At 71.1% G+C, this 22202-nt stretch carries 22 protein-coding genes; 17 read left to right on the top strand and 5 right to left on the bottom strand.

The window, feature by feature from the left end; translation table 11 throughout:
• The 5 genes from pgsA to AC0IW9_RS11250 all read right to left on the bottom strand — a co-directional run.
• Positions 1-609 (bottom strand): CDP-diacylglycerol--glycerol-3-phosphate 3-phosphatidyltransferase (gene pgsA / locus AC0IW9_RS11230; protein WP_471648330.1); only part of this gene is annotated, 609 nt, incomplete at its 3' end.
• Positions 610-672: 63 nt separating this feature from the next.
• Positions 673-2580 (bottom strand): excinuclease ABC subunit UvrC, encoded by a 1908-nt coding sequence (gene uvrC / locus AC0IW9_RS11235; protein ID WP_471648331.1) that lies wholly within the window; start codon positions 2578-2580, stop codon positions 673-675.
• A gap of 309 nt (positions 2581-2889) precedes the next feature.
• Entirely contained in the window at positions 2890-3282 is a 393-nt protein-coding gene (gene folB, locus AC0IW9_RS11240; RefSeq protein ID WP_471648332.1) for a dihydroneopterin aldolase, read from the bottom strand.
• Positions 3283-3330: 48 nt separating this feature from the next.
• Entirely contained in the window at positions 3331-4110 is a 780-nt protein-coding gene (locus AC0IW9_RS11245) for an SDR family oxidoreductase (protein ID WP_471648333.1), read from the bottom strand.
• Positions 4111-4160: 50 nt separating this feature from the next.
• Positions 4161-5057: an ROK family protein gene (locus tag AC0IW9_RS11250; RefSeq protein WP_471648334.1), complete on the bottom strand. Its 897-nt coding sequence runs from the start codon at positions 5055-5057 to the stop codon at positions 4161-4163.
• A 213-nt stretch (positions 5058-5270) separates the two neighbouring features.
• Here AC0IW9_RS11250 and rpsB point away from each other — a divergent pair, with 213 nt between their 5' ends.
• From rpsB to AC0IW9_RS11335, 17 genes are all read left to right on the top strand, one after another.
• Positions 5271-6143 carry a 30S ribosomal protein S2 gene (gene rpsB / locus AC0IW9_RS11255; RefSeq protein ID WP_471648335.1) on the top strand — a complete coding sequence of 291 codons (873 nt, stop codon included), beginning with the start codon at positions 5271-5273 and terminating at the stop codon, positions 6141-6143.
• Between the two features lie 100 nt (positions 6144-6243).
• A complete protein-coding gene (gene tsf / locus AC0IW9_RS11260; RefSeq protein ID WP_471648336.1) occupies positions 6244-7164 on the top strand; it encodes a translation elongation factor Ts in 921 nt (306 codons plus the stop codon).
• Between the two features lie 137 nt (positions 7165-7301).
• A complete protein-coding gene (pyrH, locus tag AC0IW9_RS11265) occupies positions 7302-8027 on the top strand; it encodes a UMP kinase (protein WP_471648337.1) in 726 nt (241 codons plus the stop codon).
• A 79-nt stretch (positions 8028-8106) separates the two neighbouring features.
• On the top strand, positions 8107-8679 hold the full coding sequence (gene frr, locus AC0IW9_RS11270; protein ID WP_471648338.1) for a ribosome recycling factor: 573 nt from the start codon (positions 8107-8109) through the stop codon (positions 8677-8679).
• 5 nt (positions 8680-8684) lie between these two features.
• Positions 8685-9449: a polyprenyl diphosphate synthase gene (gene uppS / locus AC0IW9_RS11275; protein WP_471648339.1), complete on the top strand. Its 765-nt coding sequence runs from the start codon at positions 8685-8687 to the stop codon at positions 9447-9449.
• 27 nt (positions 9450-9476) lie between these two features.
• Positions 9477-10328: a phosphatidate cytidylyltransferase gene (locus AC0IW9_RS11280; RefSeq protein ID WP_471648340.1), complete on the top strand. Its 852-nt coding sequence runs from the start codon at positions 9477-9479 to the stop codon at positions 10326-10328.
• Positions 10325-11488, top strand: coding sequence for a 1-deoxy-D-xylulose-5-phosphate reductoisomerase (gene dxr, locus AC0IW9_RS11285; RefSeq protein ID WP_471648341.1), 1164 nt, complete (start codon positions 10325-10327; stop codon positions 11486-11488). Before AC0IW9_RS11280 ends, dxr begins: the two co-directional genes overlap by 4 nt.
• A gap of 61 nt (positions 11489-11549) precedes the next feature.
• Positions 11550-12680 (top strand): RIP metalloprotease RseP, encoded by a 1131-nt coding sequence (gene rseP / locus AC0IW9_RS11290; protein WP_471648342.1) that lies wholly within the window; start codon positions 11550-11552, stop codon positions 12678-12680.
• A 193-nt stretch (positions 12681-12873) separates the two neighbouring features.
• The gene (bamA, locus tag AC0IW9_RS11295) at positions 12874-15300 is read left to right on the top strand and encodes an outer membrane protein assembly factor BamA (RefSeq protein ID WP_471648343.1); all 2427 of its coding nucleotides are present in this window, start codon (positions 12874-12876) and stop codon (positions 15298-15300) included.
• Positions 15301-15374: 74 nt separating this feature from the next.
• On the top strand, positions 15375-16229 hold the full coding sequence (locus tag AC0IW9_RS11300) for an OmpH/Skp family outer membrane protein (protein WP_471648344.1): 855 nt from the start codon (positions 15375-15377) through the stop codon (positions 16227-16229).
• Between the two features lie 16 nt (positions 16230-16245).
• Positions 16246-17310 (top strand): UDP-3-O-(3-hydroxymyristoyl)glucosamine N-acyltransferase, encoded by a 1065-nt coding sequence (gene lpxD / locus AC0IW9_RS11305; RefSeq protein WP_471648345.1) that lies wholly within the window; start codon positions 16246-16248, stop codon positions 17308-17310.
• Between the two features lie 3 nt (positions 17311-17313).
• On the top strand, positions 17314-17802 hold the full coding sequence (gene fabZ, locus AC0IW9_RS11310; protein ID WP_471648346.1) for a 3-hydroxyacyl-ACP dehydratase FabZ: 489 nt from the start codon (positions 17314-17316) through the stop codon (positions 17800-17802).
• A gap of 4 nt (positions 17803-17806) precedes the next feature.
• Complete coding sequence (lpxA, locus tag AC0IW9_RS11315; protein ID WP_471648347.1) at positions 17807-18649, top strand: acyl-ACP--UDP-N-acetylglucosamine O-acyltransferase; 843 nt, start codon at positions 17807-17809, stop codon at positions 18647-18649.
• Positions 18646-19515 (top strand): LpxI family protein, encoded by an 870-nt coding sequence (locus tag AC0IW9_RS11320; RefSeq protein WP_471648348.1) that lies wholly within the window; start codon positions 18646-18648, stop codon positions 19513-19515. The genes lpxA and AC0IW9_RS11320 overlap by 4 nt, the downstream gene beginning before the upstream one ends.
• On the top strand, positions 19512-19901 hold the full coding sequence (gene gloA / locus AC0IW9_RS11325; RefSeq protein WP_471648349.1) for a lactoylglutathione lyase: 390 nt from the start codon (positions 19512-19514) through the stop codon (positions 19899-19901). Before AC0IW9_RS11320 ends, gloA begins: the two co-directional genes overlap by 4 nt.
• Positions 19902-19904: 3 nt before the next feature.
• Positions 19905-21314: a YcjX family protein gene (locus tag AC0IW9_RS11330; protein ID WP_471648350.1), complete on the top strand. Its 1410-nt coding sequence runs from the start codon at positions 19905-19907 to the stop codon at positions 21312-21314.
• A complete protein-coding gene (locus AC0IW9_RS11335; RefSeq protein WP_471648351.1) occupies positions 21311-22186 on the top strand; it encodes a DUF697 domain-containing protein in 876 nt (291 codons plus the stop codon). The genes AC0IW9_RS11330 and AC0IW9_RS11335 overlap by 4 nt, the downstream gene beginning before the upstream one ends.
• Positions 22187-22202 lie beyond the last annotated feature (16 nt).

A 22202-nucleotide genomic window follows, 5' to 3' on the forward strand; every position in this document is an offset into this window, starting at 1 on the left:
GGAATTCGCCACGCCCGACCACCCCGTCGCGGCCGGGACGGGCTGGCCGGCATGGCGCAGGCCGGCCATCAGGTAGTCCCAGCCGGTCATCAGGGTCAGCGCCGCGGCGGTCCAGAGCATCGCCTCGCCGATCAGCGCGACCGGCAGAAAGGACAGGTGCAGCACCGCCGCCCCGGTCTCGCCGGCCAGCAGGGTGCCCAGCGCGCCCATCTGGAAGCCGGTCTTCCACTTGGCCAGCTTGGTCACCGGCAGGCCGATCCGCAGCTCCGCCAGGTATTCGCGCAGGCCGGAGACCAGGATCTCCCGCAGCATGATCAGGATGGCGGGATACAGCGAGAGGCCCGGCAGCCGGCCCTGGCCGGCCAGCAGCATCAGCGCGGCGGCGACCAGCAGCTTGTCGGCGATCGGGTCCAGCATGCGGCCGAGGCCGGAGACGGTCTGCCGCTGCCGGGCGATCTTGCCGTCGAAATAATCGGTGATGGCGGCGACCGAGAAGACGAAGCAGGCCGCGGCATCCCCCCAGGGGCTGTGCAGCGCCACCAGCGCCACCAGCAGCGGGATGGCGGCGATGCGCGACAGCGTCAGCAGGTTGGGAAGGTCGGTTGGCATGCCGGCGCAGTCATGGCGGAGGGCGCGGCGCGGGGCAAGCCTGGGTTAGGGCGATCCGGCCGCTCAGCCGCCGCCGGGGTGGAAATGCCCGTGAATTTTCCGCGCGACCGCCGGCCCCACCCCGGGCGCATTCGCCAGATCCTCCAGCGCCGCGTTCCGCACCCCGCGCGCCGAGCCGAAATGGTTCAGCAATTTCCGCTTCAGCGCGCTGCCGACGCCGGGGATCTCGTCCAGCTCGGAGCGGGTGATGGCCTTGGAGCGGCCGGCCCGGTGGGTGGTGATGGCGAAGCGATGCGCCTCGTCGCGCAGCCGCTGCAGGTAGTACAGCACGGGGTCGCGCGGCGGCAGCTGGAAGGGCTCCGCCCCGGCGCGGTGGAACCATTCCCGCCCGGCGTCGCGGTCCGGCCCCTTGGCGACGGCGACCAGCGGCACGTCGTCGACGCCGAGCTCCGCCATGATCTCCCGCGCCGCATTGAGCTGGCCGAGGCCGCCGTCGATCAGCACCAGGTCGGGCCAGGTGCCGCTCTCGCGGTTCGGGTCCTCCTTGATGGCGCGGCCGAAGCGGCGCTCGAAGACCTCCCGCATCATGCCGAAGTCGTCGCCGGGGGTGACCGCCGACTTGATGGAGAACTTCCGGTAGGCCTGCTTGATGAAGCCCGCGGGGCCGGCGGCGACCATGACGCCATAGGCATTGGTGCCCTGGATATGGCTGTTGTCGTAGATCTCGATCCGCTCCGGCTGGGCTGGCAGGTCGAACAGGGTGGCGACGCCGGCGAGCAGCGCCTGCTGCGCGGTGCCCTCGGCCATGCGCCGTTCCAGGGCCTCGCGCGCATTGGTCTCGGCATGGACCACGGCCTCGCGCTTCTCGCCGCGCTGGGGACGATGAATCTCGACCTTGCGGCCGGCCTTGATGCTCAACGCCTCGGCGATCAGGGCGCGCTCGGCCAGCTCGTGGCTCAGCAGGACCAGGGGCGGCGGCGGCAGGTCGTCGTAGAGCTGGCCGAGGAAGGCGCCCAGCACCTCCTCCGGCGTCTGGTCGGTCTTGGCATGGGACAGGAAATAGGGCCGGTTGCCGTTGTTGCGGCCGCCGCGGAAGAAGAAGACCTGGACGCAGGACTGGCCGGCGAGCTGGTGCAGCGCCACCACATCGGCATCGCCGACGCCGTCGAGGTTGATCCGGTCGCGGCCCTGGATATGGGTCAGGCCGCGGATGCGGTCGCGCAGCGCCGCGGCGCGCTCGAATTCCAGGCGCTCGGCGGCTGCCTCCATCTCCTTGGCCAGGTTGCGCTGGATGGAGGGAGTCTCGCCCGAGAGGAACTGCTTCGCCTCCCGCACCAGCTCGGCATAGGCGTCCTTGCTGACCCGGTCGACGCAGGGGGCGGAGCAGCGGCGGATCTGGTGCAGCAGGCAGGGCCGGTCGCGGCTGTCGAAGACGGTGTCCCGGCAGGAGCGCAGCAGGAAGACGCGCTGCAGGGCGGTCAGGGTCTGGTTGACTGCCCAGGCACTGGCGAAGGGCCCCCAGTAGCTGGCGCCCTTGCGCCTTTCCCCGCGGTGCTTGCCGATCTGCGGGTAGGGGTGGTCCTCGGTCAGGACGAGCCAGGGATAGGATTTATCGTCGCGCAGAACGATGTTGTAGCGCGGCCGCAATTTCTTGATCAGGTTGGCTTCGAGCAGCAGTGCCTCGGCCTCGCTGCTGGTGGTGATGACCTCCAGGCTGCGGGTCTCATGCACCATGCGGCGCAGCCGTTCGGGCAGGCGGGAGACCTGGGTATAGGCGACCACCCGCTTCTTCAGCGCCCGGGCCTTGCCGACATAGAGGGCATCGCCCTTGGCATCCAGCATCCGGTAGACGCCGGGCGAGAGCGGCAGGGTGGCCAGCGCCGCTTCGATCACCCGCACGCCCTCCATCACGGGGCCGGCGTCGACCGGCTCCGGCAGGCTGTCCGGATTGGGGGTTTCAGCTTGACTCATGGCGCTGGATTAGGGTTGCGCGGCGGTTCTCCGCAACCCGATCTTCTCCACCGATACTGTGGACAACTGTGTGGATGGATGGCGGGAGAAGCGTGAAAATTGGCTGTCATCTGCCGGACATAAGTGTTTGCCCAAAAAACTGGCATTTCTGTAGGTCTTTGATTTTATTGAGTATTTCATTTTCACGCCTTCCAGACCCAGGTCAATAGGGAGGTTGCGCTTGACACAAATACCCAGGTCGGCGGTGGCCAAATTCGCGGTGGATGAATTACGGCGAAGAACCGTTTCGCTGCCGCGCGGACTTGCTTCTCAGTCGCGCATCCGCTCGATCACGACGCCTACGGTTGCGGCATCCGGGAAGGCGTCCGGCTTCTCCACCGAGACCCGGGCCCGCAGGACCCGGGGGTCGGCCAGGGCGGCGGCGGCGATGCGCTCGGCCAGGGTCTCGACCAGCAGCGTATGCCCATCCGCCGCGGCGGCCCGCGCCGCGCGCACCACCCGCTCGTAGTCCACCACCCGGCGCAGGTCGTCGGCGCCGATGGAGGCGGGCGCGGCCTCGTCCTCCACCGCCAGCTCCACCCCGATGATGACGCGCTGCGGGGCCGCCTTCTCATGCGGATAGACGCCGAGGCGGGCCTGGAGGGCGAGGCCGCGGACGAAGACCAGACGCAGGCGCCGCGCGGCGTCCGGTGCGAAATTCATCCTATGCGGCCTTTGTGGATGCGGGAACCGTTACGAAAACGCGAGGGCTCATTCTTCCATCAACCCCGACCCGCCGCTCGGCGCCCATTGCAGGTGCTGCCCGCCGTCGAGGGCGAGCATCTGCCCGGTCATCGCCGGCAGGCCGAGGATGGCCAGCGCCGCGCGGGCCACCTCCTCGGCCGAGGTGCCGCGCTGGAGCGGGACGGAGGCACATTGCCGGTCGAATTGCGCCTGGGTCTGGCGCGGGCTGGGCATGGCCGGGCCGGGGCCAATGGCATTCACCCGGATGCGCGGCGCCAGCGCCAGCGCCAGGGTCTGGGTCAGCGCCCAGAGCCCGGCCTTGGAGACGGTATAGGAGACGAAATGCGGCGTCAGCGACCAGACCCGCTGGTCCAGCATGTTCAGCACCAGCCCCTCGGCCGGGGCGGACAGCGCCTTCGCCATGGCCTGGGCCAGCACGAAGGGGGCGCGCAGGTTCGGCTCCAGGTGGCGGTCCCAGCTTTCGCGGGTCACATCGGCCCATTCGTCGCGTTCGAAGGTGCTGGCATTGTTCACCAGCACGCCGATCGGCCCGAGCGCCGCCTGCGCCGCCGGGATCAGCCCGGCGACCTCCGCCTCGGTGCCGAGCTCGGCCTTCAGGGTGATGGCGCGGCGGCCGAGCGCCTGGATCTCCGCCGCCGTCGCCGCGGCGGCCTCGGCGCTGCCGGAGTAGTGGATGGCGACATCGAAGCCGTCCCCGGCAAGGGCGCGGGCGATGGCGCGGCCGAGCCGGCGGGCGCCGCCGGTGACCAGGGCGGCGCGCGGGATGAGGGGGGAGATCGGGACCATGGGGTTGGCGCTGTAGCAGGCGGCCGAAGGCTTGTCGCCTCGCCGCGGCGTCAGCCGCCGTCCCAGAGCCGGGCGGCGCCGAGCACGCCGGAGCTGTCCCCGTGCCGGGCCCGCAGCAGCGGCGTCGTCACCGTGTCGCTGAAGACGAAGTCGCGCCAGCGCTGCGGCACGTCCTCGTACAGGTGATCGAGGTTGGACAGGCCGCCGCCCAGGATGATGCAGTCCGGGTCCAGCAGGTTGATGACATGCGCCAGCGCCCGGGCCAGCCGGTCCGCGTGGCGGGCCAGGGCGGCGGCGGCGGCGGCATCCCCGGCGGCGGCGCGGCCGGCCAGCGGCCCGGCATCCCGGGCGCCCGGCCCATCCGCATCGGCGGCCAGCGCCGGGCCGCAGAGAAAGGTCTCGATGCAGCCGCGCCGGCCGCACCAGCAGGCAGGGCCGGGGTATTCCGCCGCGCCCGGCCAGGGCAGCGGGTTGTGGCCCCATTCCCCGGCGATGCGGTTGCGGCCTTCCAGGATGCGCCCGTCGGTGACGATCCCGGCGCCGACCCCGGTGCCGAGGATGACGGCGAAAACCGTGCCGAAGCCTGCCCCGGCGCCATCCGCCGCCTCGCTCATCGCCAGGCAATTGGCATCGTTGCTCAGCCTGACCGGGCGGCCGAGCCGCGCCTCGACGTCCCGGTCCAGCCGGCCGCCGTTCAGCCAGGTGGAATTGGCCCCCCGCACCAGGCCGGTGGCCGGCGACAGGCTGCCGGGGATGCCGATCCCGACCGTGCCACGCTCGCCCGATTCGGCCTCGGCCGCCTCCACCAGCCCGCCGATCAGGGCGATGACCTCGGGATAGGAGGGGGGCGTGGGCGTCCGCCGGCGCAGCCTTATGGTCCCGGCCGCATCAAGGGCCACGATCTCCGTCTTGGTGCCGCCGAGGTCGATGCCGAGCCGTATCGCCATGCCCTTCAATTGCGGGACGCCTGCGGCACCCGCAAGCCTCTCCTTGCCGCGGCGGCCCCGCCATGCCATATCCCCGCCCGCCGAGGCCGGGGATTGCCCCCGGCGTGGCAAATTCGCACGCGGCGCGCCCTACCATCCGGCAGGGTCCGGTCCCGGAACATCCGGGAATGCACCGCGGAGGCTCAACCGGACTTTCAGGAAGGATCTCGCCCCATGGCGATGCCACAGGTTTCCATGCGTCTGCTGCTCGAAGCGGGCGTCCACTTCGGCCACCACACCCGCCGCTGGAATCCGCGGATGGCGCCGTACATCTTCGGCATCCGCAACCAGGTCCATATCCTCGACCTGCAGCAGACCGTCCCGATGCTGGACCGCGCCCTGAAGGCCGTGCGCGACGTCGTCGCCGCCGGTGGCCGCGTGCTCTTCGTCGGCACCAAGAAGGCGGCGGCCGAGTACGTGGCGGAAAGCAGCGCGCGCTGCGGCCAGTACTACGTGAACCACCGCTGGCTCGGCGGCATGCTGACCAACTGGAAGACCATCACGGGCTCGATCAAGCGCCTGAAGCAGATGGACGAGCAGCTCGGCGGCAACATCACCGGTCTCACGAAGAAAGAGATCCTGATGCTGACCCGCGAGAAGGAGAAGCTCGACCGCGCGCTCGGCGGCATCAAGGAGATGGGCGGCCTGCCCGACATCATCTTCGTGATCGACGTGGTCAAGGAGAAGCTGGCGATCGAGGAGGCCAACAAGCTCGGCATCCCCGTCATCGCCGTGGTCGACAGCAACGCCGACCCGATGGGCGTCGCCTTCCCGATCCCCGGCAACGATGACGCCATCCGCGCCATCAACCTGTACTGCGACCTGATCGCCGGCGCCGTCATCGACGGCATCTCGGCCGGGCTGCAGGCCTCGGGCGTGGACATGGGCTCGGTCGAGGACCTGCCCGAGGACGAGGCGCTGGCCGCCGCCGCCGAGGAGTCGACCCCGGAGGAGTTCATCGCCGCCGCCGCCGAGGAGGCGCCCGCCGCCGAAGCCACCCCGGTCGCCGAGGCTGCTCCGGCCGAAGAGACCCCGGCGCAGGCCTGATCTGCGCCGCGGCGTTCCGCCTTGTCCGAACAGGACGGCGGACGCTCAGGATGAGACGATGGGGCGGCCGCTAGGCCGCCCGCAGTTGGAGGATTGATCCATGGCCGAGATTACTGCGCTTCTGGTGCGCGACCTGCGCGACAAGACCGGCGCCGGCATGATGGACTGCAAGAAGGCCCTGGTGGAAACCGGCGGCGACATGGAAGCGGCGATCGACTGGCTGCGGACCAAGGGCCTCTCGGCCGCCGCCAAGAAGTCCGGCCGCCTGGCATCCGAGGGTCTGGTCGGCGTCGCCAGCGGCCCGAACGTGGCCGGCATGGTCGAGGTGAATGCCGAAACCGATTTCGTCGCCCGCAACGAGCAGTTCCAGGCTTTCGTCGCCGAAGTGGCCGGGCTGGTCCTGTCGGTCGGCGACGACGTCGAGAAGCTGAAGACCGCGACCTATCCCGGCACGCGCCACAGCGTGACCGAGGAGCTGACGCGCCTCATCGCCACCATCGGCGAGAACATGACCATCCGCCGCGCCAAGCGGATCGAGGTCAAGTCCGGCGTGGTCGCCACCTATACCCATAACGCGATCAAGCCGGGCCTTGGCAAGATCGGCGTGCTGGTCGGCCTCGAGGGCGCCTCGGAGATCGACGCGCTGGAGCAGCTCGGCCGCCAGATCGGCATGCATGTCGCGGCGACCCGGCCGGAAGCGCTGGAAGCCTCCTCGGTCGATCCCGCCGCGCTCGAGCGCGAGAAGGCGGTGCTGACCGAGCAGGCCCGTGCCTCGGGCAAGCCGGAGGCCATCATCGAGAAGATGGTCGAGGGCCGCATCCGCAAGTACTACGAGGAAGTGGTGCTGCTGGAGCAGGTCTGGGTGCATGACGGCGAGAGCCGGGTGAAGTCCATCGTGAAGAAGGCCGGCGGCCAGCTCAGCGACTTCGCCCGCTTCCAGCTCGGCGAAGGCATCGACAAGCCGGCCGGGGCGGATTTCGCCGCCGAGGTCGCCGCGGTTTCGGGCGTTGCCAAGGCCTGAGGCCATGGCGGGACGGTGAAGACCGTTCCGCCGCGGGTGAGCCCTGCTCACCCGCATGTGGATTCCGCCGGCTGTCCAGGGCCTTGCGGGGGCAGGGGCCGCTGAATATGGTTCCCCGCTCCCGTCACGGTCGCATAATGAACAACCCGCCCAACTACCAGCGTGTCATGCTCAAGGTGTCCGGTGAGGCACTGATGGGCAGCCGCGACTATGGCCTCGATACCGCAACCTGCCGGCGCATCGCCGAGGATGTGAAGGGGGTGGTCGAGCTCGGCGTCCAGGTCTGCCTGGTCATCGGCGGCGGCAACATCTTCCGCGGCATCGCCGGCGCCGCCGCGGGCATGGATCGTTCCCAGGCCGACTACATGGGCATGCTGGCGACGGTGATGAATGCGCTCGCCATGCAATCCGCGCTGGAGAAGGCCGGGCTGCCGACGCGCGTGCAATCCGCCATCCCGATGCAGTCGCTGTGCGAGCCCTATATCCGCCGCCGCGCCATCCGGCACATGGAGAAGGGCCGCGTCGTCATCTTCGCCGGCGGCACGGGCAACCCCTTCTTCACCACGGATACCGCCGCCGCCCTGCGCGCGGCGGAGATGGAATGCAACGCGCTGTTCAAGGGCACGCAGGTGGACGGCGTCTATTCCGCCGATCCCCGCAAGAACCCGAAGGCGGAACGCTACGTTACGCTGACCTATCTCGACATGCTGGCGCGGGACCTGCTGGTCATGGATGCGGCGGCGATCAGCCTGGCGCGCGAGAACAACCTGCCGATCATTGTCTTCAACATTCATGAACCAGGCGCCTTCACCGCCGTATTGAAGGGCGAAGGCAAGTTCACGACGGTCATCGAACAACATTGAACCCGCCGCCTGCGTCTCGCCATCTTCGGATGGTGTTCTGTGGCGACGGTTCGTAACCAGCGATCGGGGGACAGTGGCCATGCCGGCCGATCTCAAGACACTCAAGCAGGATCTGACGCGCCGCATGGATGGCGCGATCGAGACCATGAAGAAGGAATTCTCCGGCCTGCGGACCGGCCGCGCCAGCCCGGCGCTGCTGGAGCCGATCCGGGTGGAGGCCTATGGCAACAACCAGCCGCTGAACCAGGTCGCCAATGTCTCGGTCGGCGGGCCGGGGCTGCTCTCGGTGCAGGTCTGGGACAAGTCCATCACCAAGGCGGTCGAGATCGCCATCCGCGACAGCGGCCTCGGGCTCAACCCCCAGGCCGAGGGCCAGGTGATCCGCGTGCCGCTGCCGCCGCTGACCCAGGAACGCCGCGCCGACCTGATCAAGACCGCCGGCAAGTATGCCGAGGCGACCAAGGTCTCCATCCGCGGCGTCCGCCGCGACGGCATGGAGCAGATCAAGGCGCAGGAGAAGGACAAGAAGGCACCGATCGGCCAGGACGACGCAAAGAACTGGTCCGACGAGGTGCAGAAGCTGACCGACCAGTACATCAAGCTTGTTGATACCACCTTGGCCGACAAGGAGAAGGACATCAGGCAGGTCTGACGCCGGTGTCTGGCGCTTCTCAGCTCACCCACCTGGCCGATCCCGCTCCCGGCACGGCTGCGCCGGGCGGCGTGCCGGCGCATGTCGCCATCATCATGGACGGCAATCGGCGCTGGGCGGAGGCCCGCGGCCTGCCGGTCGCGCTCGGCCACAAGGCCGGGGCCGAGGCGGTGCGCCGCACCATCGAGGCCTGCGCCGAGCAGGGCGTCGGCTGGCTGACGCTCTTCGCCTTCTCCTCCGAGAACTGGCTGCGGCCGGCCGAGGAGGTGCGGGCGCTGACCGGGCTGCTGCGGCTCTATCTCCGCTCCGAGGTGGCGACGCTGGCGAAGGAGGGCATCCGCCTCCGCGTCATCGGCGACCGCGCCCGCTTCGGCGCCGAGACCATGCGCGAGATCGAGCGGGCCGAGGCGGTCACCGCCCGCGGCACCCGGCTGAACCTGAACGTGGCATTGTCCTACGGCGCGCGGGACGAGATCGTCGCCGCCGCCCGGGCCATCGCCGAGGCCGCCCGGGCCGGCACGCTCGACCCGGCCAGCCTGGACGAGGCCGCCTTCGCCGCCCGGCTCTTCACCGCCGGCATGCCGGACCCGGATCTCATCATCCGCACCTCCGGCGAGCAGCGGCTGTCGAACTTCCTGCTCTGGCAGGCGGCCTATGCGGAATTCGTCTTCCAGGACGTGCTGTGGCCGGATTACGGCGCCGAGCATCTGGCCCGCGCGCTGCGCGACTATGGCCGGCGGGAACGCCGCTACGGCGCTCGCGTCGGATGATCCGCCTTGGATGAAGCACCAGGGCGCGTGACGGAAGCCCCCGCGAAGCCTGCCTCCCGCTGGCCCGACTTGCGCAAGCGGGCACTGTCCGCCGCGCTGCTGGTCCCCGCCGCCATCCTCTGCATCTGGCTTGGCGCCGAGGCCTGGACGGCGCTGATGGCCGCGGCGGTGGCGCTGCTGGCCTGGGAATGGGTGCGACTCTGCGGCTTCTCGACCAAGCGGCTGCCGGGCCTCGCGGTGCCGGTGCTGGTGCTGGCCGCCGGCGTACTGGCCTTGGGCGAGGCCTGGGGCTGGGCGCTGGCGCTGCTCGGGATCGGCTTCGTAGGGCTCTGGGCGGTGGCCGAGCCGCCGCGCTTCCGCCAGGCCGTCCCCGGCTTCTGGCTGGCCTTCGGCGTGCCCTATATCGGCTGCGCCGGCCTCGGCCTGATCCAGTTGCGCGGCGATGCGACCGCCGGGCTGGTCAACGTGCTGTTCCTGTTCCTGGTGGTCTGGTCGAGCGACATCGGCGCCTATCTCGCCGGCCGGCGCTTCGGCGGGCCGAAGCTGGCGCCGGCGATCTCGCCCAACAAGACCTGGTCGGGCGCGGCGGGCGGGCTGGTCGCGGCCATGGCCGTCGGGATCCTGGCGGCCTACGTGATGGAAACGGCGACGGTGCCGTTCCTGCGGGTGGCGCTGGTCGCCGCCACCCTCGGCCTGCTGGCGCAGGTCGGGGATCTATTCGAAAGCTGGATCAAGCGGCGCTTCCACGTGAAGGACAGCTCCTCCCTCATCCCCGGGCATGGTGGCCTGCTGGATCGGCTGGATGGCGTCCTCTCGGCCGCCCCCGCGGCGGCGTTGCTTGGCGTGGCACTGGGGCCTGGGGAAGCGTTGTGGCGATGAAGCGAATCACGGTCCTCGGCAGCACCGGCTCGGTCGGGCAGAGCACGCTGGCGCTGCTGGAGGCCGCGCCTCCGGGGCGCTTCGCGGTGGAGGCCCTGGTCGCCGGCCGCGACGTGACCCGGCTGGCCGCCCAGGCCCGGCAATTCGCCGCCCGTCTCGCCGTGGTGGCGGACCCCGCCTGCCATGGCGCCCTGCGGGAGGCGCTGGCCGGGACCGGGATCGAGACCGCGGCCGGGCCCGAGGCGGTGATCGAGGCCGCCGCCCGTCCGGTCGACTGGACCATGGCCGCCATCGTCGGCGCGGCCGGGCTGCGCAGCACCCTGGCCGCGCTCGGCCATGGCGGGACGCTCGCGCTGGCCAACAAGGAAAGCCTGGTCTGCGCCGGGGAGATCGTGCTGGCCGCCGCCGCCCGGTCCGGCGCGACCCTGTTGCCGGTCGACAGCGAGCACAATGCCATCTTCCAGGCGCTGGATGCCCGGGACCCGGCGGCGATCGAGAAGATCGTGCTGACCGCCTCCGGCGGGCCCTTCCGCAATGCCGACATGGCAACGATGCGGGCGGCGACGCCGGAGATCGCGGTGCGCCACCCGATCTGGAAGATGGGCGCCAAGATCTCGGTCGACAGCGCCACCATGATGAACAAGGGCCTGGAGCTGATCGAGGCCGCCCGGCTGTTTCCGGTGCCGGAGGAGCGGATCGAGATCCTGGTCCATCCGCAATCCACCGTGCATGGGCTGGTGCAGTATGCCGATGGCTCGGTGCTGGCCCAGCTCGGCACGCCGGATATGCGGACGCCGATCGCCCATGCCCTGGCCTGGCCGGAGCGCATGCCGGTGGTGCTGCCGCGGCTCGACCTCGTCACCCTGGGCCGGCTGGAATTCTTCGCCCCCGATGCGGAGCGTTTCCCCGCGTTACGGCTGGCGCGGCTGGCGTTGCAGGCGGGGCAGGGCGCCACCACCATATTGAACGCGGCGAACGAGGTGGCGGTCGCCTTGTTCCTGGACCGGCGGCTGGGCTTCCTCGATATTGCAACGGTCGTGGAGGAGACGCTGGCGGTGCTCGGCAATCCCGCGATCAGCGGCCTCGACGAGGTGCTGGCGCTGGATACCGGGGCCCGGCAGGAAGCCGCCCGCCTCGCCGCCCGCCGCGCGGCAGCCTGACGGGTCGCTGCGCGGCCGCCTCAATCAGTAGCGCCGCCCCCGGGCGGCAGGAGCGATCGCGTTGGAACTCTTCGGCAATCTCTGGAACCTGCTGCCGTCGCTGCCGCGGACGCTGATCGCCTTCGCGGTCGTCCTCGGCGTCCTCGTCTTCGTGCATGAGATGGGGCACTACCTCGCCGCCCGCTGGCGCGGGGTGCATGTGGATGCCTTCTCCATCGGATTCGGCCGGCCGCTGCTGCAGGGGACCGACAAGCGCGGCACCGAATGGCGGCTCGGCTGGATCCCGCTCGGCGGCTACGTGAAGCTGCATGGCCAGGAAACGCCGGAGGATGCGACGCCCGAGGCCCGTGCCGCCTGGCGCGCCGGCCATACCTTCCATGAGAAGCCGGTCGGCAGCCGGGCCATCGTGGTGGCCGCCGGGCCGGTGGCGAATTTCCTCCTCGCCATCCTGCTCTTCGCCGGCCTCTATGCCACGGTCGGCCAGCCGGTCGGCGGCACCGGCCTCAATGCGGTGGCGGAAGGCTCGGCGGCGGCCCGCGCCGGCCTGCAGCCGGGCGATACCATCGTCTCGCTGGATGGCCAGAAGGTCGTCCGCTTCGAGCAGGTGCAGCGCTACATCCAGCCCCGTCCGGGCCAGTCCGTCACCATCGCCATCACCCGCGACGGCGCGCCGCTCAGCGTCACCGCCGTGCCGGATAGCCGGGACGGGGCCAATGGCCCGGTCGGCGTGCTGGGCATCCAGGGCGGCGCGGCGCGATTCGAGCGGCTGAACCCGGCCTCCGCCCTCGTCGCCGGCACGGTGCAGACCGGCGACGTCACCTGGATGACCCTGAAGGGCATCGGCGAGATGCTGACCGGCGAGCGCTCGGCCAAGGAGCTCGGCGGGCCGATCCGCATCGCCGAGGTCTCGGGCGAGGCTGCCTCGCTCGGCATCGTCCCGCTGATCAACCTGATGGCGCTGCTCTCGGTCAGCCTCGGCCTGCTGAACCTGTTCCCCATCCCCCTGCTGGATGGCGGACACCTCGTCTTCTACGCGGCAGAGGCGATTCGCGGCCGTCCGCTGCCGCCGCGGGCGCAGGAATACGGCTTCCGCGCCGGCTTCGCCGTGCTGGTGACGCTGTTTCTCTTCGCATCCTGGAACGACATCGCCGGCGGGCCGATCGGCAAATGGGTCGCCGGCCTGGTCGGCTGACGCCCGCGCCGGACCGGGCTTTCGGCCCGGCTTCCCAGGGGACGTGATGCCCCGCGTTTTGCCCCTGCTTAGGCGTCCCGGTTAAGCCTTTGGCAAAGCTACGCGCAAAGGCGCGAGGTGCGGGGTGGCGGTGGCGGGTGGTGGCGGCTATTCTCCGCCCGCTCGCTGAACCCATAAGCTACGGGCCTGCCCTTTGTCCCTCTCCCTCCGCGTTCTTCTGCTTGCCACCGCCTGCCTCGGCACGGGCCTGATCCCGGCGGTGGCCGAGGCGCAGTCCCGGCCTCCACGCGCCGATGAACGGGGCACGCGCGAGCCGGCCCGTGCCCGTCCGCCGCTCGGCCAGCAGCAGGCGCAGCTTCGCCCGGCGCCGCGCCCCGGCCCGCGGGCGGCGCCCGTGCGGGCCGCCCCCGAAGGCGGGGTGATCCAGGCCGTCGACGTCACCGGCAACCAGCGGATCGAGGCCGATACCGTCCGGTCCTACATGCTGCTGCAGCCAGGCGACGCCTTCGATGCCGACCGGCTGGACCGCAGCCTCAAGTCGCTGTTCGCCACCGGCCTGTTCCGGGACGTTCAGGTGCGGCGCGACGGCAACCGGGTGGTGGTGCAGGTCGCCGAGAACCCGATCGTCAATCGCGTCGCCTTCGAGGGCAACAAGAAGATCTCGGACGACGTACTGGGCAAGGAAATCCAGATGCGCGGCCGGGCGGTCTTCACCCCCCAGGCGGTGCAGGCCGATCGCCAGCGCATCACCGAGCTCTATGCCCGGCGCGGCCGCTTCGCCGCGACCGTCGAGCCGAAGATCATCCAGCTCGACCAGAACCGCGTCGACCTGGTCTATGAGATCCAGGAAGGCGAGGTGGCGCTGGTCGCCCGCATCAACTTCGTCGGCAACGGCGCCTATTCCGACAGCAAGCTGAAGGAGATCGTCGCCACCAAGGAGCAGGCCTGGTACCGGCTGCTCTCCTCCTCCGACCAGTTCGACCCGGAGCGCCTGGCCTTCGACCGCGAGCTGCTGCGCCGCTACTACCTGCGCAACGGCTATGCCGATGTGCAGATCACCAATGCGACGGCCGAGCTGGCGCCGGACCGCACCGGCTTCTTCGTCACCTATTCGGTCGATGAGGGCGTCCGCTACAAGGTCGGCAAGGTCGAGGTCGTCTCCAACCTCCGCAACCTCGATGCCGCCAGCGTCCAGCGGCTGGTCGATGTCAGCGAGGGCGACTGGTACGACGGCGACGTGGTCGAGCGGGTGGCCCAGGCGCTGCAGGATGCCGCCAACCTGCGCGGCTTCCCCTTCGTCGACGTGCAGCCCCGCATCACCCGCAACCGCGAGGATCGCCGCGTCGACCTCACCTTCGAGATCAACGAGGCGCCGCGCGTCTATGTCGAGCGCATCGACATCGGCGGCAATACCCGCACCCAGGACCGCGTCATCCGCCGCGAATTCCGCCTGGCCGAAGGCGATGCCTTCAATGCCGCGCAGATCCGCCGCTCGCGCCAGCGCATCCGCGACCTCGGCTACTTCTCCGACGTGCAGGTGAACTCGGCGCCGGGCTCGGCGCCCGACCGCGCCATCCTGAATACCCAGGTGACCGAAAGGGCGACCGGCGAGGTCTCGATCGGCGGCGGCTATTCCACGGATGCCGGCCTGCTCGCCGACGTCGGCCTGCGCGAGCGCAACCTGCTCGGCACCGGCATCGACGCCCGCATCAACGGCACCCTGGCGCAGCGCCGCAGCCAGCTCGACTTCTCGATCACCGACCCGTATTTCCTCAACCGCAACCTCGCGGCCGGCCTCGATATCTTCTACGTCGAGCGCAACCTGCTGAACATCGCCTCCTACCGCGAGCGGCGCGAGGGCTTCACCCTCCGCCTGGGCTATGCCTTCAACGACCGGCTGCGGCAGACCTGGGCCTATACCCTGACCCAGCGCGAGATCACCGATATCGCGACCAATGCCTCCCGCTTCGTCCGCGAGCAGGCCGGCACGACCGTGCTGTCGCAGATCGGCCAGACCCTGACCTACGATCTCCGCGATTCGGTGGTCGATCCGCGGCGCGGCGCCGTGCTGCGCCTCGGCACCGATTTCGCCGGCCTCGGCGGCGACGTGGCCTATCTGCGGACCCGGGTGGACGGCACCTACTACGTCCCGCTCGAATCCGTCTTCGGCGACCCGGACTACCTGCTCTCGATCTCCGGCAGCGTCGGCTACCTCGAGACGCTCTTCGGCAAGCGGGACCGCATCATCGACCGCTTCTTCCTCGGCGGCGAGAACCTCCGCGGCTTCCGCATCGCCGGCGCCGGCCCGCGCGACACGACGACGAGCGACAGCCTCGGCGGCCGCCTGCTGTGGACCCAGACCACGGAAATGCGCTACCCGCTGCCGCTGCCGGCGGAACTCGGGCTGGTCGGCCGCGCCTTCGTCGATGTCGGCTCGCTGTCGCAATCGGCGAAGGGCATCGGCGTCGCCGACGACAGCTCGCCCCGCGTCGGCGCCGGCGTCGGCGTTTCCTGGCGGAGCCCCTTCGGCCTGATCAACATCGATCTTGCCCAGGCGGTGGTGAAGAAGTCCTACGACGAGACCCAAATCTTCCGCTTCGGCTTCGGCACCCGCTTCTGACCATCGCCGCCTCGACCGCCTTACCGATTTCTGGGATTTCCCTGCATATGCCAGCCCTTCGCGCTTCGCCTGCCGTGTCTCTGCCCCAGTCCCTGCCCCAGTCCCCGCGGGCAGGCGCATCCCGGGCCAGGGTCACCCTGGCGGCATCCGCCCTGCTGTTCGCCGCGGTGGCGGGCAGCGGCCCGGCCCTGGCCCAGCAGCAGGACCCCGGCTATTTCATCCCCAACCAGGGCGGCCAGCGCCCGGCGCAGCAGCCGGCCCGGCCGCAGCAGCCCCAGGCCCAGCGCCCCAACCAGCCCGCGGCCCAGCCGGCCCGGCCCGGCGGTGCCCGGACCGAGGCGCCGCCGCCCCTGCCGGCCGGCCAGCAGCCGCCCGATGCGGTCATCGGCATCGTCGACGTGCCGGAGATCCAGCGCGTCTCCACCGCCTTCAACCAGGTGCGGGACGAGATCGAGCGCCGCCGCGCCAAGCTGAACGACGACCTCCAGCGCGAGCAGAACAGCTGGCGCGAGCAGCAGCAGCAGCTCGCCAACCAGCGCGCCACCCTGCCGGCGGAGCAGCTGCGGGAGCGCGAGCGCACCCTGCAGGACCGCATCACCGACAGCCAGCGCATCTTCCGCGAGCGTTCGCGGGCGATCGAGCAGGCGGCGCAGCAGGCGCTGGTCGAGATCGAGCAGGGGCTGGGCGTGGTGATCCGCCAGGTGGCGGCCAGCCGCAAGGTGAACCTCGTGCTGCCGCGGCCGCTGGTCATCTTCAACGACCCGCCCTTCGACCTGACCGAGGAAGTGGCGCAGCAGTTCAATCGCGTGCTGCGCAGCGTGACCATGCCGGCCGAGACCGCCGGTGGCGAGGCCGCCCCGGCGGCGCCGGCCGCCGCCGCGCCCCGTCCGGCGTCCCCGGCGCCGGCCGCCCCGCAGCAGCGGCGCTGAGCGGCAGGAGCCGGCCTTGGCGGCGGATCCCCGGTTCTTCACCAGCGCCGGCCCGTTGCGGCTGGCCGACATCGTCGCCGCGGCCGGTGGCCGCTGCGAGGGCGACCCGGAGCGGCTGTTCCACGGCGTCGCGCCGCTGCAGACGGCCGGGCCCGGCGACGTCAGCTTCCTCGACAACCGCAAGTACCTGCCGGCGCTGAAGGAAACCAAGGCCGGCGCCGTGGTGCTGGCGGCGGCGATGGCGTCGCAGGTGCCGGAGGGCGTGCTGGCGATCGTCGCCCCGGCGCCCTACCTCGGCTTCGGCCGCATCGCCCAGCTGCTGCATCCGGCGCCGAAGCCGGTGCCCGGCATCCACCCGACCGCCGTGGTCGCCGCCGATGCGGCGCTGGGCGAGGGCTGCGAGATCGGCCCCTATGCCGTGGTCGGGGCCGGCGCCCGGCTCGGCGCCGGCTGCATCCTGCATCCGCATGCGGTGGTCGGCCCGGCGGTGGAGCTGGGGGAGGGCTGCCGGCTGCATGCCCATAGCAGCATCAGCCATGCCGTCGCCGGCCGTGGCGTGGTGCTGCATCCCGGTGCCCGGATCGGCCAGGAGGGCTTCGGCTTCGCGCCGACGCCGGACGGCCGGTTCGAGACCATGCCGCAGCTCGGCCGGGTGCTGCTCGGCGATTTCGTCGAGGTCGGGGCCAATGCCTGCATCGACCGCGGCAGCCAGGGTGATACGGTCATCGGGCCGGGCTCGCGGCTCGACAACCTGACCCAGATCGGCCACAACGTGACCATGGGCCGGGGCTGCATCATCGTGGCCCTGGCCGGCATTTCCGGCTCCTCCACCCTCGGGGATTACGTGCAGCTGGCCGCCCAGGCCGGCATCGCCGGGCATCTCGAGATCGGCAGCGGCGCCCGCATCGGCGGCCAGGCCGGGGTGATGGAGAATGTGCCGGCCAAGACGGATGTGATCGGCAGCCCGGCCTGGCCGGTGCGGGAATTCTGGCGTTCCATCGCGCGGCTGCGCAAGATGGGGGCGCCGCCCAGCAAGCCGGATATCAAGCCGGATACCAAGGACGAGGGGAAGGCAGGCTAGCGGATGGACGGTACCGAGGCGACGCAGGCGGAAACCGCCGCACCCGAGCTGGCCGATACCTACGATATCGGGCAGATCATGCGGGCCATCCCGCACCGCTATCCCTTCCTGCTGGTCGATCGCGTGGTCGAGGTGGTCAAGGACGTCTCGGCGGTCGGCATCAAGAATGTCTCGATCAACGAGAACTTCTTCCAGGGCCATTTCCCGGAACACCCGGTGATGCCGGGCGTGCTCATCATCGAATGCATGGCGCAGACCGCGGCGGTGCTGGTGGTGGAAAGCCTCGGCCCGGATGCGCGCGGCAAGCTGGTCTATTTCATGACCATCGAGAATGCCAAGTTCCGCAAGCCGGTGGTTCCCGGCGACCAGATGCGCGTGCATGTGGTGCGCGAGAAGAAGCGTGGGAATATCTGGAAATTCCACGCCGAGGCGAAGGTGGATGGCAAGGTCGTCGCCGAAGCCAGCTATGCCGCGATGATCCTGGACCGCTGATCCCTTGACCCTCATTCATCCGAGCGCGCAGGTCGCGCCCGGTGCCGTGCTCGGCACCGGCTGCAGCATCGGCCCCTTCTGCAGCATCGGGCCCGAGGCGGTGCTCGGGGATGGCGTCGAACTCGTCTCGCATGTGGTGGTCGAGGGGATGACGCGCCTCGGCGCCGGCGTCCGCGTGCTGCCCTTCGCCTCCATCGGCACGCCGCCGCAGGATACCAAGTACAAGGGAGAGCCGACCCGCTGCGAGGTCGGCGCCCGTACCCTGGTGCGGGAGGGCGTCACCATCCACCGCGCCAGCGTCGGCGGCACCGGCGTCACCACCGTCGGCGCCGACTGCATGCTGATGGCCCAGGCCCATGTCGCGCATGACTGCGTGCTGGGCGACGGCGTCATACTGGCCAACAACGTCATGCTCGGCGGCCATGTGCATGTGGCCGATGGCGGCTTCGTCGGCGGCGGCGCCGCGGTCTTCCAGGGCGTGCGGATCGGCCGGCTGGCGATGGTCTCGGGCCTCGCCGGCGTCACCAACGACATCCCGCCCTTCGGCTATGTCTTCGGCCTGCCCGCCCGTCTCGTCGGCTTCAACAAGATCGGCCTGCTGCGCCGCGGCGCCTCGCGGGACCAGCTCCGCACCCTGCGGGTCGCCAATGCGTTGCTCTTCAAGGATCCCGGCGAATTCGCGGCCAGGCTGGCGACGGCCGCGGAGCGCTACGCCGGCGAGCCGCTGGTGATGGAGATCATCGACTTCATCCGCGATCCCGCCCGCCGCCGCCAGCTCGTGCGGCCCGGCCGGATGGCCGCGCCCGAGCTCGGCGGCACCGACGAGGAGCCCGGGGACGGGCAATGAGCCCGGCTTCGGGCCCGCCCACCGGTCCCTTGGGGCTGATCGCCGGTGGCGGCCAGATGCCCCACCGGGTCATCGCCGCCGCCCGCGCCTCCGGCCGGGATGTCTTCGTCGTGGTGGTGGAAGGCTGGGCCGATCCGGCGGATTTCGCCGGCGTGCCGCATATCACCGTCCGGGTCGGCGCCGGTGGTCATGCCATGGAGCAATTCCGCGCCCATGGCGTCCGCCAGATCGTCATGTGCGGCCGCGCCAGCCGCCCCTCCTTCACCGCCATCTTCCCCGATGCCGGCATGGCCAAGATGCTGCTGCGGGTCGGCCGCGCCGCTTGGCAGGGCGATGACGGGCTGCTGAAGGCCGTCGTCCGCATCCTGGAAGAGGATGGCTACGAGGTCGTGCCCTCCCAGGCCATCGTCCGCGACATCCTGCCGGAGGCCGGCCAGCTCGGCGCCCTCGCGCCGGAGGAGCGCGCCTGGGAGGATATCCGCCGCGGCATCGCCGTGGTCCGCGCCCTCGGCCGGGTGGATGTCGGCCAATGCGCCGTGGTGCAGCAGGGCCTCGTCCTCGGCGTCGAGGCGATCGAGGGCACCGATGCCCTGCTCGCGCGTTGCGCCGGGCTCAGGCGGGAAGGTCCGGGCGGCGTGCTGGTGAAGCTGGTGAAGCCGGGGCAGGATCGCCGGGTGGACTTGCCGACCATCGGCCCCGTCACCATCGAGGGTGCGGCGGCGGCCGGGCTCGCCGGCATTGCCATCGAGGCCGGCGGCACCATCGTGGTGGACCGGCCGGCGACGGTCGCGGCGGCGGATGCGGCGGGGCTCTTCCTCATCGCCCTCGGTGCCGCCGAGCTGCAATCAATGGAGACGACGCCATGAGCAAATTCCTGCACACCATGATCCGGGTCGGCAACCTCGACCGCAGCGTGAAATTCTACACCGAGCTGCTGGACATGAAGGAGCTGCGCCGCCGCGACGTGCCGGAGGGCAAGTACACGCTGTGCTTCCTCGGCTACGGCGAGGGCAATGCCGAGGGCCAGGGCGAGATCGAGCTGACCTACAACTACGGCACCGACAAGTACGACCAGGGCAATGCCTTCGGCCACCTCGCGGTCGGCCTGCCGGATGTGGCGGCGGCCTGCGAGAAGGTCCGCAAAGGCGGCGGCAAGGTGACGCGGGAAGCCGGGCCGGTGAAATTCGGCACAACGATCATCGCCTTCGTCGAGGATCCGGACGGCTACAAGATCGAGCTGATCCAGCGCTGAACCATGCTCCCTGACGCGCTGGCCTTGCTGCGGGACCTCGCCGAGGTCCCGGAACGCCTCGGCCGGCGCGCCATCGGCCAGCCGCGCATCCGCCTCGCCGTCACCGGGCTGACCCGGGCGGGCAAGACCGTCTTCATCACCTCGCTCGTCGCCAACCTGCTGGCGGCCGGGCGCGGCAAGCGCACCCTTCCGCTGTTCGAGGCGGCGGCCGGCGGCCGGCTGCGGTCGGTGCGGCTGGTGCCCTCGGCCAGCGAGGCGCTGCCGCGCTTCGATGTGGAGGCGCATCTGGCCGCGCTCGCCGCCGATCCGCCGGCCTGGCCGGGGCGGACCGACGACCTCTCGACGCTTGAGCTGACGCTGGAGCTGGACCGGGCGGGCAGCTTCGGCAGCCTGCTGGGGAGCGTCATCGGCAGCCGGACCATCACGCTGGAACTGCTCGACTATCCCGGCGAATGGCTGCTCGACCTGCCGATGCTCGACCAGGGCTATGCCGATTGGTCGGCCGAGACCCTGCGGCGGCTGCGGCGGGCCGGGGCCTCGGCGGCGGCACGCGAATTCCTGGCCTGGGTGGAGGCGCTGCCGGCCGGCGCCACGGCGGATGAGAGCCTGGCCCGGCGCGGCCATGCGCTCTACCGCGACGCGCTGCGGGAATGCCGGGATAGCCTCGGCTTCCGCTTCCTGCAGCCGGGGCGGGTGCTGAACCCAGGGCCGCGTGGGGAGACGCCGCTGCTGTGGTTCTTCCCGCTGCCGCATCCGGCCGGCGGCGGCCTCGCCTCGCTGATGGCGCAGCGGCACGCCGCCTATGTCGCGGCCCAGCGCGCGGAGTTCTTCGAGCCCTTCTTCCGCCGCTTCGACCGCCAGGCGGTGCTGGTCGACGTGCTCGGTGCGCTGCATGCCGGCCAGGCGGCCTTCGAGGATACCGCCGAGGCGTTGGCCGCCATCGCCGCGGCGCTGCGCTACGGCGGCGGCTGGTGGGACTGGCTGGTGGGCGCCGGCGTCGCCCGGGTCGCCTTCGCCGCGACCAAGGCGGACCATGTGCCGGGCCGGCAGCGGGATGCGCTGGCGGCGCTGCTCGGCACCCTGGTCGCGGCGCCGCAGGGCCGCGTCACGGAAGCCGGCGTCGCCACCAGCGTGCATGCGCTGGCCTCGCTCCGCTGCACCGAGGATGCGGTGGCGAGCCTCGACGGCCGGCCGGTTGCGGCGGTGCGGGGGACGCTGCTGGCGACCGGGCAGAGCGCCAAGGTCTATCCCGGCGAGATTCCGCTGCGGCCGCCGGAGCCGGGCTTCTGGGAGCACGGCTTCTTCGAGATGCCGGAATTCCAGCCGCCGAAGCTGGACTCGGCGGGGGGTTCCGGCGTTCCGCATCTCGGGCTGGATGCGCTGCTGGCCGCGCTGATCGGAGACCTGCTGTGAGCGATAGCCCAAGGGGCCCGCGGGTGATCGTCGAGGATGTGGCCCCGGCGCCGCGGCTCGACTTCCAATGGGAGCAGGCGGTGGTGCCGGTGGCGGCGCCGAAGGTGCCCTCGCGCTGGTCCGGGCTCGGCCGGGCGGGGGCGGGGCTGGCGGTGCTGGGCCTTGGGCTGGCGGCGCTGGATGCGGTGAATTTCGTCATCGACCAGTTCGGCCGCGGCCCGGTGCAGGGCTGGGCAACCGCGGGGGTGGTGGTCGCGGGCTTCGGCCTGCTGGCCTCCGGCGCCTGGCGGGAAGTGCGGGGTTTGCTCTCGATCCGCGCCGTGGAGCGGGCCCGGGCGGCCTTCGCGCGGGAGGATCTGCCGGCGGCCAAGGCGGAGGCGCTGCGCTGGGCCGGGGGCGTGGCGGAGGCGGCGGCTTTGCAGCCGGCGCTGCGCCAGGCCGGCAGCACCGGGGAGCTGCGGGCGCTGCTGGAGGGCGGGCCGCTGCTGGTGCTGGACAGCCAGGCGGTGGCGCTGGGCCGGGCGGCGGCGGTGCAGTCCTTCGCGGTGACGGCGGTGAGCCCCTCGCCGGGGCTGGATGCGCTGATCTTCACCTGGCGCGGGGTGCGGCTGGTGCGGCAGGTGGCGGCGCTGCACGGGCTGCGGCCGGGGCTGGTCGGCACCCTGGCGCTGCTGCGGCGGACCCTGCTGGATGCGGCGACGGTGGCCGCGACGGATGTGGCGGTGGATGCCGCGGCGCGGGCGCTGCTGTCGAACAAGCTGCTGGAGCAATTCGCCGGCGAGGCCGCGGCGGGCGCGGTGGCCGCGCGGCGGATGCTGCGGCTGTCGAAGGTGGCGGCAGAAGCCTGCCGCATCGTCCCCCCTTTGCCTTAACTGACAGAAAGCGAAG

It is taken from the genome of Belnapia sp. AC561 (genome assembly GCF_979252845.1).